Raw genomic sequence first — 18,163 nt, 5'->3', positions numbered from 1 at the left:
AAGTGTAGTAAATCTCACCGCCAATTATATGGTAAGCATCTGCTCTAACGTGGACAAAGGTGCAGCAAATAGCCAGAATAAGGAATCTGTACATTCAAAGGGGTGCAAATCTGTAAAATGACTTTCGTATAGGAATTTACAAAAAAATTGCCGTACGAACAATCATTTTTTCCAGTGTACACGCGGGTTTTAGAACTATCTGTAGAATAGTTCTTTACAATTGAAAGTATGTAATTAGATGTAGATTTTTCTATCTGACAAGCGTTACTGTACCTTTTCTTACCACGGTTTCATCATTGACATTTTTACCCTGAACTACCCAAACGTATGTACCAACGGCGGCCGGTGTGCCATTAAAATAGCCATCCCATCCCTGCATATACTTGTCAGTGCTATACATCAGTTTTCCCCAGCGGTCATACACCCTGAAAAAGTCCATTTGTACAATACCCACAGGTAGCGGTCGGAATATGTCGTTCTGGCCGTCCCCGTTAGGTGAGAAGCCGGTCGGAACATAGATGTCCGGTCCTGCGATGAAGCGTATTTTGATGTTATCCCTGCCCACGCAGCCTTCAGCCGTGTAGACGGTTACGGTATAAGTAAAATCGTGGTTGATGGTAGTGGTGGGATTATAGACATTCGGGTTATCCAGTCCGTCAACCGGCGTCCATATATAAGAGGTACCACCAGAAGCATTCAGCTGGAATGGCTGGTTCAGCATGGCAATGGTATCATTACCGGCAAAAGCAGGCACCGGAGGCACGACATTGATCTGTACGGTATCATAGATAGGTTTAGGGCAACCCAGTACATCCGTAACGGTAACAATATATTGTGTCGTGTCTGTTGGTCTTGCAGTGGTGGTCGAATTTCTGGGGCTACCCAGTGTATTGGTGGGCGTCCATTGGTAGCTGCTACCGCCTGATGCCCGCAGGATGACCTGTTCCCCATAACAGATGGTAGTATCTTCTCCTGCATAAGCAGCCGGAGGATCTACAACAGCTAGTTTTACATTATCAAAACCGCCACAACTACCCAATTCGCCACGTACGGTGTAAGTAACCGTAGGAGCCAGAGGCACGATGTTGAGAATGAGCCCTTCTCCGACTTCTGCATTGTTGGCGGCATTGTACCACGTAAGCGGGTAATTACCGTCAGGGAATGCACGCAGATGTACTTCATCGCCGGTACACACGGTACTGTCGGCAATGGTCCTGATGATAAGCGTATCTCTTACATCTATCGCCACCTGTTTGGAATTGGTACAACCTGTCGCATCTGCAAATGTTACTGTATAGGTGGTATCTCTTTTAGGCGATATAGTGGGTGTTGCCGTATTGGCATTGGTAATATTATAGGCCGGTGTCCAGGTGTAGGTACCATTTACGACATTGCCATCTACCACGCTTTCCGCAAATAACTGTAAGGAGTTGCGGATACAGAGCAGGGTATCTGGTGTGGATGTTAATGGCGGCTTATCATATATAATGATGTTGGTAGTATCAAAACGTTCACAACCCTGTAATGTCTTTATCTGTAGAATCACATCGTAGTTGCCTGGGCCAGGATACTGATAAGTTGCATTCTTCTGGAGGGATGTGTCTTCCTCGGTAGCTTCATTACCAAAATCCCAGCGATAATAATTGATGGCATCAGTAGTGCTGGATGTTGTTGAGCGATCGGTAAAAACGGTTGTTGTATTGGTACAGAAACCGCTGATGCGGGGATCAGGCCGCAACATCGGATATACATAAGCTGTTGCGATTGCACTGTCACCACAATTACTGTTTTTATCCACCCAGAGTTTTACCGTATAAGTACCATCTTTGGTGTACGTATGTGGCAGATCGGCGGTACTGGTAGTTGTCACTTTCTGTCCGTCTCCAAAATCCCAGTCATAGGTTTTACCTTCCGTACTATTGTTGATAAATGTGACCGTATAACCGGAGCAGTCATTGTATTTCTCCGGCATAGCGGCAACGACTTCCCGTACACAGGTGGTTACGTTGATGTGAAAATCTTTGCGGTGGATGCCAAGCAATGTGCCATTACGATATTCGTAAGCGCAGACGGTCACCACATATTTACCGGCATTGGGAGCGATACCGGAGATTACACCGGTTTTTGGATCAATTACCGCATCGACGCCCAGCGGACTGGAACCTGTGAATGGACTTTTATATGGAATGAAATTATAAGGTGGCGCATCTGAAGGACTAGGAATACCTGTCTGGTTGGTAGTATAACCACCACCATATGCATCACAGAAAGTATATACCAGACTATCACTGTTGGGATCTATGGCAGAAAAATCATAGGAGAATTTCTTATTGGCACACACCAGTACGGCTTCATCTTTAGCGAAGTAGGGACTGGAGTTGTCCAGGATACCTGTTGATCCCGGCAATTCTGTGAAGTAGGTGGCACCGTTGCCGGGAAATTGCTGTTCATTATTCGGATTGCGTGTATCCACGATATTCTGCATAGAATTATCGCGGCAGCAACTCTGGAATGACACGACATAACCGCTACCGGTGATCGGCACGGTGATGTTGTGTATATAGGTACCGATCTGGAAGCAGATATCCGGCGGATTTACAATACAGGGATCTACTTGTCCGAGGCTTTTGGTTTCCTTTGTTGCTCTGCTCACCAAAGGGGCGTCAAAGGGTGTATTGCTTGCTTTATTGAAAATGGAAAAATAGACCTTATCAGGCAACTCTGCTATATTCTGTCCGCTACCGCAGATACGGAACAGCTTTAACGTCACCTGATAGGTAACATTGTCACCACTGCGGGAGATATACTTATAAAACATCTCACCTCCGATAATATGGGAGGCTTTCGTAACGTTTCCAATCAGGAGAATAAATAGCAATAGTCTAAGGGTCCTTTTCACGTTCAATAGTGTTGGCAAAAAAGAATAAACTGTTCTAACAGTTGTTTACTGGCTTCGGGCATTTCCCACATGCCCATATGTCCCGTTTCTTCAAAGATGTAAATACTGCTGATGCGTGGTATGGATACCTGCGGTAGCACATGCTGCATGGGTACTGCTGTATCATCTTTTCCGATTACAAACAACACGGGCACGGTGACAGATGATAAGACTGCTGTGCGGTCGGGGCGTTGTATCATCGCTTCATAATAAGCGATCTGCGACGACTGCGGGCACTTCAAACACATCTGAATATACGACTCAATTTGTTCAGGATGCTGCTTTTTATATACAGGACTGAACATATTAGGCATTGTCTGTTTTACAAAAGCTTCATTGCCATACTTCTCAATCATATTTATTGATTTCCGGCGGGCTTTTTTTTTCTTCTGTATCCGCAGCTGCAGTGGAATGGAATAATCCCAGTCCCTGTACCAGTGCAGGATACTTCTCTGCAAGTGCAAGGGCGACATAACCTCCCATAGAATGTCCGATCACTGTTGCCCTGGGTATACCTTCTGACTGTAAAAGGCCGTATACATAATCGGCCATACTTTCCATACTCAGAGGAGTGGTAACTGGCGTATCGCCTGTACCCGGAAGATCGGGTACGATCACATAAAACTGTTCGCTCAAGGTATCCAGTTGTTGTTGCCATATCTGGTTATTCTCAGAAAAACCATGGATTAACAGCACAGCCGGCTTGTCCTTTAGATTGTTATTTTGGGTCGAAGGTTTATTTGACACGAGAATTAATTTTTTTAGTTACAAACGACGAAATAGGATGTGCTCAATTACCATTCGTGATCTTCAGTTTTCTGGTGAACTTCAGATAGTAGCTGTATAAGATGACCATAAGACAAAAGACAATGGCTGCTTTGGAAATCAGATCCCCGAATCTTACATAGAACGTAAAAGTATCGTCCGGTGTTACAGTTGCGGATATAACTCCTTCTTTCCAGTAGGGGAGTGGTTGCTGCAGTTTTCCCATAGGATCTACTACACAGGAGATCCCGGTATTTGCGCTGCGGGCCACCCAGCGACGGGTTTCAATAGCGCGCAGGCGGGCATATTGTGCGTGCTGACGATGACCTTCTGTATCGCCCCACCATCCGTCATTCGTGATAATAAACAACAGATTGGCGCCCCGTCTCACATGTTCAGCTACATATTCTCCATACACTGATTCATAGCAGATAGTAGGTAATACTTTAATATGAGTGTGTACATCTTCCAGTAATTCAACACCCGGCACAAGACCATATCCACCGCTGATACCGCCCATATCCAGTGCCAATGACTTCATAAAAGACATATAGCGTGCATAGGGAATCAGTTCCACACCCGGTACCAGCTTCGCCTTATGATATATCTGTACAGCATAAGATGTATCCAGTTGTATAGCACTGTTGAACACATCATAACGTATGTTACCGTCTTCCGAACTACGGGAAAGAGCTGGTGCTTCGTCTGCCACATCATAGCGTTTCAGGGTGGTAGCCCCACTGATCAGCGTGGCCTGCGGATAATTGCGCAGGAACTGTCTGATCCGCTCCGTTTCATTTTCATAACTCAGTTTATGTTCCCACACCCCATGTGTGAATAAAGCCGTTTCCGGCCAGACAATGTATTTGGTGGTGCTGTCAGTTTCCTTTGCTGAAAGTGACAGCAGTTTATCCAGTTGTTGTTGTTCGTTCTCTTCTGCGAATTTGTCATAAGGATCAATATTCGGTTGTACGATCACCACTTTCGCTACCGGACCGGATGGTGCTTTAAAACTATATTGAATCAGAGAACTGAGCAGCAATGGAATAATAATCAACGCAGCAGGTTTCCAGATTGTTTTCCACAGGAATGTTGAAAAAGGTACCGGATATTCTTTACGTTGCCGCCAGGTTTCATAGATCATGATATTGGATAACAGTACCCATAAGGTACCACCACTGACACCTGTGTATTCATACCATTGTACCCAGGAAGGATGCATGGCGAAGACGTTTCCGAGACTGAGCCATGGCCAGCTGAATTCCCAGTTCAGGTGTACATATTCAAACGTCAACCAATATACTATGAGCGCAAAATATCCGGCAGTTCTGCCTAATCTTGTTCTTGACCGGTGATATCCCATAAGCGGGACGCTCATCACCAGCGTGTTGATCAGGTTTGCTGCAAGTCCGCTGGCTGGTACGGTGGTATTACCTACCCACCATGTAGTAGCGAGGTTCCAGAAGAATAATGTCAGGAAAATACATCCATAAAACCGGCCGCCGTGTGGCACAAGATCAGCCAACCGCAGCAACGGAATAAAAGCAATGAATATCAGGAAGGTAAAGGGCGCGGTTGGCCATGCGGCCCATAACAGCAAAGCTCCGGCAAGGCTTAATAGTATGGGTAACCAGCGTTTCATAGTCGTGTTGTTTTGTGTGCGGACATCTATGCTGATACATGGATGTTCGTAGTGATTATTGTCTGATCGCCTGTGGACAGGCAGGGAAAAAGCGAATATAAAAGTACTCCCGCAAATAAATTATTAAATAATAATAAAGCCTCCTGCTCAAGTCAGGAGGCTTTATCATTATTGTGAACTGCGATGGTCAATCGTCAATTATCTGTCAACTGTATATTATCACACATCAATCACTTCAGCACATTATTATTGTCCGTTTCACCATCAGTTGTCAGCGAAATATTATTTGCTGTAGTTCGGTGCTTCTTTGGTGATTACCACGTCGTGCGGGTGGTTTTCTTTAACCGTAGCAGGAGAGATCTTGATGAACTGTGCTGCCTGCAGCGTCTTAATATCTTTAGAACCAGTAAGACCCATACCAGCACGCAGACCACCAACAAACTGCTGAATCACTTCAGACAGCAGTCCTTTATAAGGAACGCGGCCTACGATACCTTCCGGTACCAGTTTCTTGATATCATCTTCTTCCTGAAAGTAACGATCTTTACTACCTTCTACCATTGCTTCCAGAGAGCCCATACCACGGTAAGACTTAAATTTACGTCCTTCGTAGATGATTGTTTCTCCAGGGCTTTCTTCCACACCAGCGAAGATAGAACCAGCCATGATAGAGGAAGCACCTGCAGCGAGGGCTTTCACCATATCACCTGTATAACGGATACCACCATCAGCGATCACAGGAACACCTGTTTTCTTCAGTGCTTCAGCAGCTAGTAATACGGCAGACAGCTGAGGGAAACCAGCACCTGTTACCACACGGGTAGTACAGATAGAACCGGGGCCAACACCTACTTTAACCGCATCAGCGCCTGCTGCAGCCAATGCTGCTGCACCTTCGCCTGTAGCTACGTTACCAGCGATCACTTCCAGTTTAGGGAATGCTTTTTTCAGTTTCTTAAGGCTGTTGATAACCGCGATGGAATGACCATGTGAGCTATCCAGACAAACCACATCCACACCTACATTGATCAGTGCCTGTGCCCTGTCAAGAACATCCGGTGTGATACCCAGTGCTGCACCTACCAGCAGACGGCCATAAGCGTCTTTTACTGCATTAGGGTAGTTGGATACCTGCAGAATGTCTCTGTAAGTGATGAGTCCTACCAGTTTGCCGTTTTTGCCAACTACAGGCAGTTTTTCGATTTTATTCTGCTGAAGGATCTTTTCTGCTTTCTTCAGGTCGGTACCTTCAGGCGCAGTGATCAGGTTTTCAGAAGTCATTACTTCGCTTACCAGACGTTTGTGATTTCTCTCGAAACGCAGGTCGCGATTGGTGAGGATACCAACCAGTTTGCTGTTCTCATCCACAATAGGAATACCACCGATGCTGTTTTCTTTCATCAGGCGGAGTGCTTCCCCGATTGTCGCATTGGCGTGCAGGGTAACCGGATCGAGAATAAGGCCGTTTTCACTGCGCTTTACTTTTCTCACCAGTTCTGCCTGTTTCTCAATGCTCATATTTTTATGCAGAATACCAATGCCTCCCTGACGAGCCAGTGATATGGCCAGGTTAGCTTCAGTAACAGTATCCATGGCCGCAGAGACCATTGGTATGTTAAGGCGTATGTTTTTGGTAAGTTGCGTTGAGATGTTTACGTCTCTGGGAAGTACCTCAGAGTAGGCTGGAACCAGGAGTACGTCATCAAAGGTAAGTCCGTCCTCTACAAATTTCGGTTTTGATTTTCCGGCAGGCATGTTGCAACTATTTGTCAGTTATTAAATAATTGCACGCAAATGTACGGCTATTTAAGGAAATAGAAAAATGTTGCTGCGAAGGAATGTGCTTAACGATGTTCTCCGGGAATGGAAATGCCGCGGATATTAGTGTGAACTGGTATTGTTAATTGTTAGTTAACCGCTAATCTGTTGCCAACAGGTGGAATGGCAGTGTTTTCTTTGTTGAAATGGTTGATTTCTTCTTTTAAATCCTTATCAGGCCGCGATTACACCGTTGTTTCTTCGTTCATGGACGAAGGGGTAGTGGGGTAATGGCGGTGTGGTAAGGTGCTGATGCAGGGGGATGTTTAGGGTGGTTATGTTGTTGAAAAACAATGATATAGGTAGGGTTTGATGTGGTGTTTGTCTGCAAATTCTTCGCTTTGTTTCTATGTCTTTGGGGTGGTGAGAATGATGTGCAGGGGGATACGTTGCGGTTTCAGATAGTACCGCGGACTGACGCCCGTTAAGGGTATGATTGTGCTTCGTTTGAAGGGCTCAGGATTGGGACATTGGTGGGCATTGGCTGTATGCAGGGGACGGGCTAAGGTCCGCTTTACCATCTGAAAACCTTCGCTTTATTCCTGTGTTTCTATTATGTTTTAGGGTGGTGAGAATTATGTGCAGGGGGATACGCTGCGGTTTCAGATAGTACCGCAGACTGACGCCCGTTAAGGGTATGATTGTGCTTTGGGTGAAGGGCTTGCTATTGGGGCATTGGTGGGCATTAGCTGTATGCAGGGGACGGGCTAAGGTCCGCTTTACTATCTGAAAACCTTCGCTGTATTTCTGTGTTTCTATTGGTTTTTGGGGTTGTGAGAATTATGTGCAGGGGGGTACGCTGCGGTTTCAGATCGTGCCACGGACTGACGCCCGTTAAGGATATGATTGTGCTTTGGGTGAAGGGCTCAGGATTGGGTCATTGGTGGACATTAGCTGTATGCAGGAGACGGGCTAAGGTCCGCTTTACCATCTGAAAACCTTCGCTGTATTTCTGTGTTTCTATTGGTTTTTGGGGTTGTGAGAATTATGTGCAGGGGGGTACGCTGCGGTTTCAGATAGTACCGCGGACTGATGCCCGTAAGGATATGATTGGGCTTTGTTTGAAGGGCTCAGGATTGGGGCATTGGTGGGCATTAGCTGTATGCAGGGGACGGGCTAAGGTCCGCTTTACTATCTGAAAACCTTCGCTTTATTCCTGCGTTTCTATTGGTTTTTGGGGTGGTGAGAATTATGTGCAGGGGGATACGCTGCGGTTTCAGATAGTACCGCGGACTGACGCCCGTTAAGCGTATGATTGGGCTTTGGGTGAAGGGCTCGATATTAGAGCATTGGCGGGCATTAGCTGTATGCAGGGGACGAGCTAAGGTCCGCTTTACCATCTGAAAACCTTCGCTGTATTTCTGTGTTTCTATTGGTTTTTGGGGTGGTGAGATTTGTAGGTGAGAGGAAAGGAGTGGTTTGTTTTTGTTTCGTTTGGTTTGGATTGGATCGAACGATATCGGGGCGGATGGAGAGGACAAAGGTTTACCGTTCCGGAGATACGGGTTTCGTTTCTTCGGATAATCAAATCAAAGTGAATACAAGGGGAAGTGTTAGGGTGTCTGCAAACAAAGATGATTGATAGCAAATGAATATTGCTGTCAATTGATAACTGATATTAATTGACCAGCTGGTATTTCTGTCCGGGTAAACTTTTTAATACATGCAGCATTTCCAGTTTTAGTACCAGTGCGTTTACCTGACTGCCGGGAAGATGACTCTCTCTGCGCAGTTCATCGATGTGTTTTTCAGCATCTCCGCTGAAGAGCGTTACAATATGTCGCTCTGCATCATCAAGTGTAATAAATAATTCTTTCTGCGGATTGAACTTTGTAGCAGCTTTATTGCCGTCAGTCTGCCATCCCATGGCCTGAAGAAAATCAGCAGCACCCGTGATCAACATGGCCTTATTGGTTCTGATCAGTTCATTACAACCTGCAGCATGTGGATCATTAACACGGCCGGGAACGGCAAATACATCTCTGTTGTAGCTGTTCGCAATATCTGCAGTGATCATTGAGCCTCCCTGCGTACCGCTTTCAATAACGATCGTTGCGTCTGCAATACCAGCTACAATACGGTTACGCATGGGGAAATGCTGTTTGTCTGGTTGTGTATAACTCAGAAATTCAGTGAGCAGACCGCCATTATTGATCATCTCTATCGCTGTACTTTTATGCTGCTGCGGATAGATACGGTCCAGACCATGAGCCAATACACCTATCGTGGGAATATGATGTTGCACAGCGCGTTTGTGTGCAATAATATCGATACCGTAAGCCATGCCGCTTACAATCACGACATTGTGTGCAGTAAGTGCTTCTACCAGTTCTGCACACATCGCTTTACCATACTCTCCCGGTGCACGGGTGCCGATAATACTTATGATTCTGGCTGCATTCAGATTAGTGTTGCCTTTGTAATAAAGCATCACAGGACTGTCAGCACAATGATGTAGCCTCTGCGGATAATCAGTACTTGTGTAGAAGATTGCCTGTACATTGTGTTTTTCCAGAAAATCAATCTCTTTGTCTGCTCTTCTGTAATCACGAAATTGAAAGATGGCATCCGCTCTGACAGTGCCGATGTCAGGAATATTGCCGAGCTCTTTTCTTGAAGCATTTAATACGTCGCTGGCAGAACCGAAGTGTGCCAATAACTTTTTTGCGACAATATCTCCTATTTGTGGAATTTGTGTAAGTGCAATCTGGTGGCGTAATTCCTCCTGCATATTGCTTATTTTTGCGGTTAACATATCTAAGTTAAAACATCTTCTCATTACTCCCATGCAACATAAAAATATTTTACTCACATGTGTATTCTTTGCCGGCATGATCGCCTGCAAAACAACACAGTCAACTGTTTCGACCACACCAGCTGCACCTGTTACCGTATTACAACCTTACGGACCTGCATGGGCTGCCTTGTGGCAGCAAAGATCATCTGAATATAAAGCACTGTGTTTTCAGGCATATAATATTGCCAGAGTACGACTGGATGAAACGCTTTCACAGCCGGGCTCACAGCCATTGGCCATAGTCACGGATATTGATGAAACCGTGTTGGATAATAGTCCGTATACCGTACATACATCATTGAAAGGACAAGGCTATTCGGAAAAAACATGGGCAGAGTGGACTGCAAAAGCAATGGCTGATACCGTACCCGGTGCATTGTCTTTTTTACAATACGCTGCTACTAAAGGTGTACACGTCTTCTATATCAGTAACCGCGCAGAAACAGAGCGGAATGTTACTTTACAGAATCTGCAACGTTGGCATTTTCCGGATGCAGATAATGAACACCTGCTGTTGAAAACTACAGGATCAGGAAAAGAAAGCCGGCGTGCGCAAGTGGCTCAAACGCACAAGATCGTATTGCTGATGGGAGATAATTTAGGCGACTTCGCAGAGATATTTGATAAACAAACTGTGGATAAACGTACTGCATTAACACAACAATCAGCTGCTGATTTTGGTAACAGGTTTATTGTATTGCCTAATCCGATGTACGGCGATTGGTTACCGGCTATGTTTGAGTATAATTACAGGCGTAGCGCTGGAGAAATGGATTCATTGTTGAAGAAACAACTGAGAGATTATTGAGAAAACACACAGAAATTAAAATACAATAAAGATCAATTTGAAATGATCTTAGTATGCAATAACTGTATAGCATAAAAAAGGACGGCGCATCAGTGATTTGAAGCGCCGTCCTTTTTTATGTTAAAATCTTAAAATTAATCAGTCAATATTTTCAGCAAAAGAAATTGTTCGATACTAACTTAATCAGCCATTCCTAAAGACTAAGAATTTTCAACTCCGTTCTCCTGTTTTCCGCTCTTCCTGCAGCCGTCATATTATCTGCAACAGGTTTGGTTTCTCCATAACCTTTGGCTTGTAATCTTTCAACAGCAATACCTTTATCCACCAGATATTTCACAACAGCCTGTGCACGACGTTCAGACAGTAATATGTTGTCTTTGGTATTACCGATATTATCAGTGTGACCACTGATCTCAATAGTAACAGTCGGATTTTCTCTCAATAATGCAACGAGTCTGTTCAGCTCCAGCTCAGAACCCGGTTTGAGAGAGAACTGTCTGGTGTCAAAGAATATGTTATGCAGTACGAGTACAGCACTTGTATCCAATGGCTGTAAAGCGATTTCTCTGTAGAAGGATGAATCCGGAGAAACATTTTTCAGCGAGAAATTATCTGAATAGAACAGATAACCCTTGCGGTTTACACTAAATGCATAGTCTTTCCCGGTGGGCAATGGTGCCATGAAGTTACCTACCTTGTCAGTACGTATAGTCGCAGCTACCTGTCCTGTTGCGAGGTCATAAGTTTCGATATTGGCTATCAGTCGTTTCTTACTCTTGGCATCATAAACAAATCCACTTACGTACAATGTTTTCAGCGGTCTTACTTCCGGATACAGTTCGAAACTGTAAAGGTCCAGTTGACCACGGCTGTCAGATCTGTCAGAAGCAAAATAAGCGGTTTTACCATCCGCAGCTACGATCAGACTGGCGTCTTCATCAGCTGTATTGATAGGATAACCTAAGTTAACCGCTGGTCCCCAGCTACCATCAGCCTGACGGCGGGATACGAAGATATCCATATCACCAAAGCCCTGATGTCCGTTGGAAGAAAAGTACAGGGTCTGATTGTCTGGATGTATGAAAGGCGTTGCTTCACGTCCGTATGTATTGATATTGGAATCAAGTCTTTCCGGATAGCCCCATTTCCCATTAGGTTGCATTTTGCTCATGAAGATATCAGAACCGGCGTCCTGTGTTTCACGGGCAAAGTAGAGGGTTTGTTTATCTGCCGACAGGCTTGGTTGTGATTCCCATGCACGGGTATTAATCGGGGATCCCATATTCATAGGCTCCACCCATAAGCCTTCTTCTGTACGGATCGTAAAGTAGATATCACAGCTTCCTCTGCCGCCGGGGAAGTCGCATCCGGTGTATACCAGCATATTACCATCGAGGGATACATTCTGAGCGCCTTCATTATTCGAAGAGTTTACAGGTGCACCGATACTGTAAGCCGGCATCCAGCCAAGGCTATCATCTTTTTCGGAAACATAAAAATCTTCGTTTTTGCTATTTACACGGCGTGTAAAGACGAGCATGCGACCATCTATGGTGAGTGATGGGAAATATTCCGGATCTTTACTGTTGATGCTGTCACCCAGATTCCGTGGTTTGAAAGGAACGGGTTTCGCAGCCGCTTTGGCAGCGAAAGTATAGGTTCTGATAAGCGCTTCCGCTTTTTCACTTCTTGTTTTACCGGTCTGACTGTAGAGTGTAACCGCAGTGAGTGCTTCCGCAAAACGTCCTTCTCCTGCCAGTGCTTTGGAATAAGCGAGTAGTGCAGGCCGGATAGAGGCACTGTCCAGACTTTTAAGTGTTTCGAAATTTGTGATTGCTTCCTTATACTTTTTCAGCTCAACGTAAGTGATCACCATTTGTCCATAGGCATCTGTAAAACCGGGCTCCTGTCTTACAGCGTCTTTCAGCAGATCAACCGCGTCTAACATCCGATATTCCCTTACGGCCATCTGAGCATCATCAAAACTTTTCTGTGCTTTTTTCTTCGCATTATCATAGGTGATAACCTGGGCATTCATTTCCAGGCATAACACCAAACAACTGCATATCAATAAGAGGACTCTCATCATAACTTAGATTGGCTTGAGCGCCAATATATGAAAAAAAGCACAAATGTAATGTGTTAAAATGATGTATGGATGGGAATCTTAAGGAACATTGATGTATTTGTGCGTCTGCAAAGAGAGCTGCCACTTTGGATTTTCCTTGATATAGTCGATGATGAGGGGAGTGACCTGCGCGGACTTCTCCCATTCAGGTTGGAGGTATAGTTTGCAATGCGGACCAGCCAGTGCAGCATACTTTTCTGCCCAGGCAAAATCGCTTTTGTTGAAGATGACTACTTTCAGTTCGTGAGCCACCTCGCACACTTCAGGCAATGGGGCCTTGAACTTCTTGGGTGACAGGGTAATCCAGTCCCAATGACCGCTGAGCGGAGAAGAACCGGAAGTCTCCATATGCGTGCGGAAACCTGCTCCATGCAGAGCAGCTGTCAGTGCATCAAGATTATGCATCAGTGGTTCACCACCGGTGATCACTGCAATACGCCCCGGATGTACGGCCGCATCGCGCACCAGTTCGCTGATAGCAATAAGCGGGTGACGGGAAGCGTCCCAGCTTTCTTTTACGTCACACCAGTGACAGCCTACATCGCATCCGCCAAGACGGATGAAATAAGCGGCCTGCCCCTGGTAGTTACCTTCCCCCTGAAGGGTATAGAAACGTTCCATGACAGGAAGCTGAAGAGATGTGGCGGTATCGGCTGTGATAGTTGACATATTGCAAAGTTACGAAAATGCAGAACGCTTAACGCGCTTTGCCGGCGGCAGCATTCGCTCTCTGCTGTTTGACAGAAAGTGAACCTATACTGGCATTGCAAAAGGCGTTAAGCGTTTTACAGGATATTGTTTAATTCATATTTACTTTCTGGCTTGCAGCGTTGTATGTGTTTTTCAACAGGGCTGCAATGGTCATCAGACCTACTCCTCCCGGAACTGGTGTGATGAAGCTGGTTTTGGGTGCTACTGCATTGAAGTCTACATCGCCTACCAGTCTGAAACCAGACTTTTTGCTCGCATCTTCGATACGGTTAATACCTACATCGATTACAACTGCACCTTCTTTTACCATATCAGCTGTTACAAAGTTCGGGCGACCGATAGCTGCAACAATGATATCTGCCTGTAAACAAAGCTCTTTCAGATTAGCTGTCTGTGAGTGTGTAAGCGTCACAGTACAGTTACCCGGATTTGCGTTACGGCTCAGCAGGACACTCATTGGTGTACCCACGATGTTGCTGCGGCCGATCACTACTGCATGTTTTCCCTTCGTAGGAATGTTATAGTGTTCGAGCATCAGCATGATGCCATAAGGAGTCGCAGGAATATAGGTAGGTAATCCGATTACCATCTTACCTACATTCGTTGGGTGAAAACCATCTACGTCCTTGCTGGGATCAATGGCGTTGATCACCAGTTCTTCGTTGATATGTTTTGGAAGAGGAAGTTGTACGAGGATACCGTCAATATCTGCATTTTCATTGAGCAATGTGATATTGTCCAGTAAGTGTTTTTCAGAGATTTTCTCGTCGAAACGTAAAAGGGTGGAGTGGAAACCAATTTCGGCGCAGGATTTAACCTTTGATGCCACATAAGTTTCGCTGGCGGGATTATTACCTACCAGGATGGCTGCCAGGTGAGGGACTTTTTTGTCCAACGCTTTCAATTCAGTTACCTTATCTGCCAATTGGGCTTTAACAGCCGCTGAAACAAGTTTACCGTCTAAAATTTGCATGCGCAAAGGTAGGTATTTCCTTTCAAGTTCTGCAAAACAAGTTCCCTGCCATAGGTAATGAATAGGTCACTTGTTTTGCTACAGGAAAACCTGTACACATCAGAACTTGTAATAGTAGTGGAAATTTTAAAGGCAGGCTAAGGTTGCCCAATATAACTAAATTCTTGGAGATGCGGATAAAATTTCCGGCGTTGCCTGTGACGCATATTTCTCAAAATTGCGTACAAACTTCACTCCCAGCTCATTAGCCCGCTGGTCATAGGCGGATTTATCAGCCCATGTATTGCGTGGGTCCAGTATATCGGAAGGCACACCCGGACAGGATTCCGGAATAGACACACCAAATACCGGATGATCTTTGTACGCCAGTTTATCCAGCTGTCCGTTCAGGGCCGCACTGACCATCGCTCTTGTGTAGGACAATCTGATACGCTGACCGGTACCATACGATCCACCAGTCCAGCCGGTATTGATCAGCCATACAGTAGCCTTATGTTTGCGTAGTTTGTCACCCAGCAGCGATGCATATTTTACAGGATGCAGCGGCAGGAAAGGCGCTCCAAAGCAGGTACTGAAGGTAGTGGTTGGTTCTGTAACGCCGGTTTCTGTACCCGCTACTCTGGCAGTATATCCGGAGATGAACTGGTACATCGCCTGCTCCGGCGTAAGCCGGGAAATAGGCGGCAGTACACCGTAAGCATCACAGGTCAGGAAGAAGATATTATCCGGTACGCCGCCAACGGAGGGTATAACGGCGTTATCGATATAATTCAGGGGATAAGATACCCTTGTGTTTTCCGTGATACACTTGTCTGCATAGTTGACATCGCTGGTACCCGGATAGCACATGATATTCTCCAGTAGCGCTCCTTCGCGGATGGCATGGAAAATCTGCGGTTCCTTTTCTTCGCTGAGGTCTATACACTTGGCATAACAGCCTCCTTCGAAGTTGAAGACATTATCAGCGGACCAGCCATGTTCATCATCCCCGATCAGTCTTCTTTCCGGATCTGCACTGAGCGTCGTTTTACCCGTGCCACTCAATCCGAAGAAAATAGCTGTATCGCCTTTGGCGCCCAGATTGGCAGAACAGTGCATACTCAATACGCCATGTTCGTGTGGCAGAATGTAATTGAGGATGGTGAAAATGCCTTTCTTGATCTCACCGGTGTAGGCGGTGCCTCCGATAAGGATCATTTTACGGCTGAAATTGACTACCGCAAAATTTGACTGACGGGTACCATCAGAGGCTGGATCTGCAAGACATCCCGGCGCCTGAATGATGGTCCAGTCTGCATGAATGTCTTCCAGTTCTTCCTCTGAAGGCCGCAGGAACATGTTGTAGGCAAACAGGTTCGCCCAGGGCGTTTCTGTGATGACGCGGATATTGACACGATAGGAGGGATCCGCGCAGGCATAACCTTCACGCATCCAGATGTCTTTGCCCGCAAAATAACGGGTGATCCGGTCGTACAGTTTGTCAAAGCTTTCCGGGCCGATGGGAATGTTAAAATCGTTCCAGTTGACAGTGGACGCTGTGAGCGCGTCTTTTACAATAAATTTGTCTTTGGGAGATCTTCCGGTAAATTGTCCGGTGTTCACTGCAAGGGCGCCGTTGCTGAGGATAGCGCCCTGTCCGAGAGCCACAGTTTGTGAAATAAGTTCTGTTGGCTCGAGTTGGTAGAAAATATGACCCGTTTGCCGAATACCCAGCTCTATCAGGTCGGCAACAGGATTCCTTACACTGCTAACTTGCATGGTAAGATTGTTTTGGTGTAGTAAGCAAATCTAGTGCTTTTTTGATATTATCAAATTAAAGCCCGCAGTTTTGAATAAATTTAGAAAATGTAACTGCTAAATGGTTGTTTGTTTGATGGATTTCTAAAATGGATCTGCCTGTTTTGCAGGAATCAGTAAAAAATTAAGTGCGTCGCATACGCTTATTCCCGGGAAAGCCCCTGCATATTTCGTTATATTACAGTCCGGTAGATGTTACGCTATATTTGTTATTATTAATCGTTCTTTTTCCGTGAGAAAATCTGGCCGGCTTTGTCCCCTGCCAGTTAAAATGACTGGCAAAAAATGACCGGACGAAGAGTGGACGAACAAGCGACGAACTAGCGACGAATCTGCGACGGCCAAATGGCATCTAAACATTAACAGTTTGACTACATAATAGACAAGGGGGCGTTTTGTGAAATTTCAGTAGGTTTGACGCGCATTTTTGAACGCCACCGTAAAAAAAGAATATGAAAAATTTACCATTAGACTCTCAGATCTTCATTAAGAATCGCCAGCGCTTTATTGCTGCCATGCAGCCGGATTCCATTGCCATCATCAATTCCAATGACGAATTGCCGACCAATGGGGACGCCCTGCATAAATTCCAGCAGAATGCAGATCTGTATTGGTTGACCGGTATTGAGCAGGAGGATACGATGGTCATTTTATATCCTGATAATCCGGATCCGAAGTTCCGGGAAGTACTGGTACTGGTTCGTCCGAATGAACTGAAGGAAAAATGGGATGGACACAGGCTGCGTAAGGATGAGGCGTTTGCTGTTTCAGGTATCACCACTGTTGTGTGGCTGGATAGTCTGGATGCGATGCTGCAACCATGGATCCATGATGTTACCAACATCTATCTGAATACCAACGAAAATAACCGTAAGTCAAGTCTGGTGCCTGTAAGGGATTACCGTTATGCGGAAGAAATGCGCAGCCGTTATCCTTTGCATAATTACCTGCGTGCAGCCGTTATATTCAAAAAGCTGCGTGCCGCGAAGACACCGGAAGAAGTGCAGGTGTTACAGCACGCGATCGATATTACAGAAAAGACTTTCCGTCGTTTATTACAGTTTATTACGCCGGGGGTATGGGAACATGAGATTCATGCCGAGATCCTGCATGAATTCCTGCGTAACCGGGCTGACGGAGAGGCATACGGCTCTATTATCGCCAGTGGCGACCGCGCACGTATCCTCCATTATATATTCAATAATCAGGAGTGCAAAGACGGTGAACTGATCCTGATGGACTTTGGCGCCGCCTATGGTGGTTACAATGCCGATCTTACCCGTACAGTACCGGTAAATGGTAAATTTACCGCCCGCCAGCGGGAGGTATACGATGCTTGTCTGCACCTGCATAACTACGCCAAAACCATCCTTCGTCCGGGTATTACCATTGCGAAATACCATGAAATGGTGGGTGTGGAAGCCGGTAAGCAGTTTGTGAAGATCGGCCTGCTGAAAGAAGAAGATATTAAAAATCAGGATCCTGAAGTACCTGCCTACCGTAAATATCTGTACCACGGTATTTCCCATCATCTGGGCGTAGGTGTACATGACCTCGGACCGTCCTTCCACCAGCCGATTCCTGAGAATTCCGTGATGACAATCGAACCCGGTATCTATATTGAGGAAGAGAAAATGGGTATCCGTATAGAGAACAATATATGGTTAACTGCAGGTGGTAATGTGGACCTGATGAGGAATATTCCTATTACTGCTGACGAGATAGAGTCGTTGATGAAGAAATAGTATATATATTTACTAAATATTTAATGCTAAAATGTGCGATC

Annotated in this window: 12 protein-coding genes; 2 read left to right on the top strand and 10 right to left on the bottom strand. The window is 45.5% G+C overall.

What is annotated here, in order from left to right:
- Positions 1-250: 250 nt before the first annotated feature.
- The 6 genes from FEF09_RS02640 to dprA form a co-directional block, all read right to left on the bottom strand.
- Positions 251-2,899, bottom strand: coding sequence for a PKD domain-containing protein (locus tag FEF09_RS02640; RefSeq protein ID WP_146303549.1), 2,649 nt, complete (start codon positions 2,897-2,899; stop codon positions 251-253).
- Between the two features lie 2 nt (positions 2,900-2,901).
- Positions 2,902-3,294, bottom strand: coding sequence for an alpha/beta fold hydrolase (locus FEF09_RS02635; RefSeq protein WP_186774171.1), 393 nt, complete (start codon positions 3,292-3,294; stop codon positions 2,902-2,904).
- Positions 3,287-3,685: an alpha/beta fold hydrolase gene (locus tag FEF09_RS02630; protein WP_186774170.1), complete on the bottom strand. Its 399-nt coding sequence runs from the start codon at positions 3,683-3,685 to the stop codon at positions 3,287-3,289. Before FEF09_RS02630 ends, FEF09_RS02635 begins: the two co-directional genes overlap by 8 nt.
- Positions 3,686-3,728: 43 nt before the next feature.
- Complete coding sequence (gene lnt / locus FEF09_RS02625; RefSeq protein WP_146303546.1) at positions 3,729-5,345, bottom strand: apolipoprotein N-acyltransferase; 1,617 nt, start codon at positions 5,343-5,345, stop codon at positions 3,729-3,731.
- A gap of 282 nt (positions 5,346-5,627) precedes the next feature.
- Positions 5,628-7,100, bottom strand: coding sequence for an IMP dehydrogenase (gene guaB, locus FEF09_RS02620; protein ID WP_146303545.1), 1,473 nt, complete (start codon positions 7,098-7,100; stop codon positions 5,628-5,630).
- A 1,681-nt stretch (positions 7,101-8,781) separates the two neighbouring features.
- Positions 8,782-9,894, bottom strand: coding sequence for a DNA-processing protein DprA (dprA, locus tag FEF09_RS02615; protein ID WP_261387300.1), 1,113 nt, complete (start codon positions 9,892-9,894; stop codon positions 8,782-8,784).
- 55 nt (positions 9,895-9,949) lie between these two features.
- Between dprA and FEF09_RS02610 the strand changes: the two genes are divergently transcribed.
- Positions 9,950-10,768 (top strand): 5'-nucleotidase, lipoprotein e(P4) family, encoded by an 819-nt coding sequence (locus tag FEF09_RS02610; RefSeq protein ID WP_146303543.1) that lies wholly within the window; start codon positions 9,950-9,952, stop codon positions 10,766-10,768.
- Between the two features lie 193 nt (positions 10,769-10,961).
- On the opposite strand, the gene FEF09_RS02605 is transcribed toward FEF09_RS02610, so the two are convergent.
- The 4 genes from FEF09_RS02605 to pckA all read right to left on the bottom strand — a co-directional run bounded on the left by FEF09_RS02605 (position 10,962) and on the right by pckA (position 16,338).
- Positions 10,962-12,806: an OmpA family protein gene (locus FEF09_RS02605; protein ID WP_186774169.1), complete on the bottom strand. Its 1,845-nt coding sequence runs from the start codon at positions 12,804-12,806 to the stop codon at positions 10,962-10,964.
- 129 nt (positions 12,807-12,935) lie between these two features.
- A complete protein-coding gene (locus FEF09_RS02600) occupies positions 12,936-13,565 on the bottom strand; it encodes a 7-carboxy-7-deazaguanine synthase QueE (protein ID WP_146303541.1) in 630 nt (209 codons plus the stop codon).
- A 130-nt stretch (positions 13,566-13,695) separates the two neighbouring features.
- The gene (gene folD, locus FEF09_RS02595) at positions 13,696-14,580 is read right to left on the bottom strand and encodes a bifunctional methylenetetrahydrofolate dehydrogenase/methenyltetrahydrofolate cyclohydrolase FolD (RefSeq protein ID WP_146303540.1); all 885 of its coding nucleotides are present in this window, start codon (positions 14,578-14,580) and stop codon (positions 13,696-13,698) included.
- A 156-nt stretch (positions 14,581-14,736) separates the two neighbouring features.
- A complete protein-coding gene (pckA, locus tag FEF09_RS02590; RefSeq protein ID WP_146303539.1) occupies positions 14,737-16,338 on the bottom strand; it encodes a phosphoenolpyruvate carboxykinase (ATP) in 1,602 nt (533 codons plus the stop codon).
- Positions 16,339-16,829: 491 nt separating this feature from the next.
- Here pckA and FEF09_RS02585 point away from each other — a divergent pair, with 491 nt between their 5' ends.
- Positions 16,830-18,122 carry an aminopeptidase P family protein gene (locus tag FEF09_RS02585; RefSeq protein WP_146303538.1) on the top strand — a complete coding sequence of 431 codons (1,293 nt, stop codon included), beginning with the start codon at positions 16,830-16,832 and terminating at the stop codon, positions 18,120-18,122.
- Positions 18,123-18,163: the final 41 nt, after the last annotated feature.

It is taken from the genome of Chitinophaga pinensis, assembly GCF_007896845.1.
Classification (GTDB): Bacteria; Bacteroidota; Bacteroidia; order Chitinophagales; family Chitinophagaceae; genus Chitinophaga; species Chitinophaga pinensis_C.
The sequence above is the reverse complement of the archived record's forward strand: the minus strand, read 5'-3'. Positions and strand labels throughout refer to the sequence as shown.

Coding starts and splice junctions, on each gene's coding strand:
- FEF09_RS02585 (WP_146303538.1), top strand. CDS start 16,830: ATGAAAAATTTACCATTAGACTCTCAGATCTTCATTAAGAATCGCCAG.
- FEF09_RS02600 (WP_146303541.1), bottom strand. CDS start 13,565: ATGTCAACTATCACAGCCGATACCGCCACATCTCTTCAGCTTCCTGTC.
- folD (WP_146303540.1), bottom strand. CDS start 14,580: ATGCAAATTTTAGACGGTAAACTTGTTTCAGCGGCTGTTAAAGCCCAA.
- lnt (WP_146303546.1), bottom strand. CDS start 5,345: ATGAAACGCTGGTTACCCATACTATTAAGCCTTGCCGGAGCTTTGCTG.
- pckA (WP_146303539.1), bottom strand. CDS start 16,338: ATGCAAGTTAGCAGTGTAAGGAATCCTGTTGCCGACCTGATAGAGCTG.
- dprA (WP_261387300.1), bottom strand. CDS start 9,894: ATGCAGGAGGAATTACGCCACCAGATTGCACTTACACAAATTCCACAA.
- FEF09_RS02610 (WP_146303543.1), top strand. CDS start 9,950: ATGCAACATAAAAATATTTTACTCACATGTGTATTCTTTGCCGGCATG.
- guaB (WP_146303545.1), bottom strand. CDS start 7,100: ATGCCTGCCGGAAAATCAAAACCGAAATTTGTAGAGGACGGACTTACC.
- FEF09_RS02635 (WP_186774171.1), bottom strand. CDS start 3,294: ATGATTGAGAAGTATGGCAATGAAGCTTTTGTAAAACAGACAATGCCT.
- FEF09_RS02605 (WP_186774169.1), bottom strand. CDS start 12,806: ATGAATGCCCAGGTTATCACCTATGATAATGCGAAGAAAAAAGCACAG.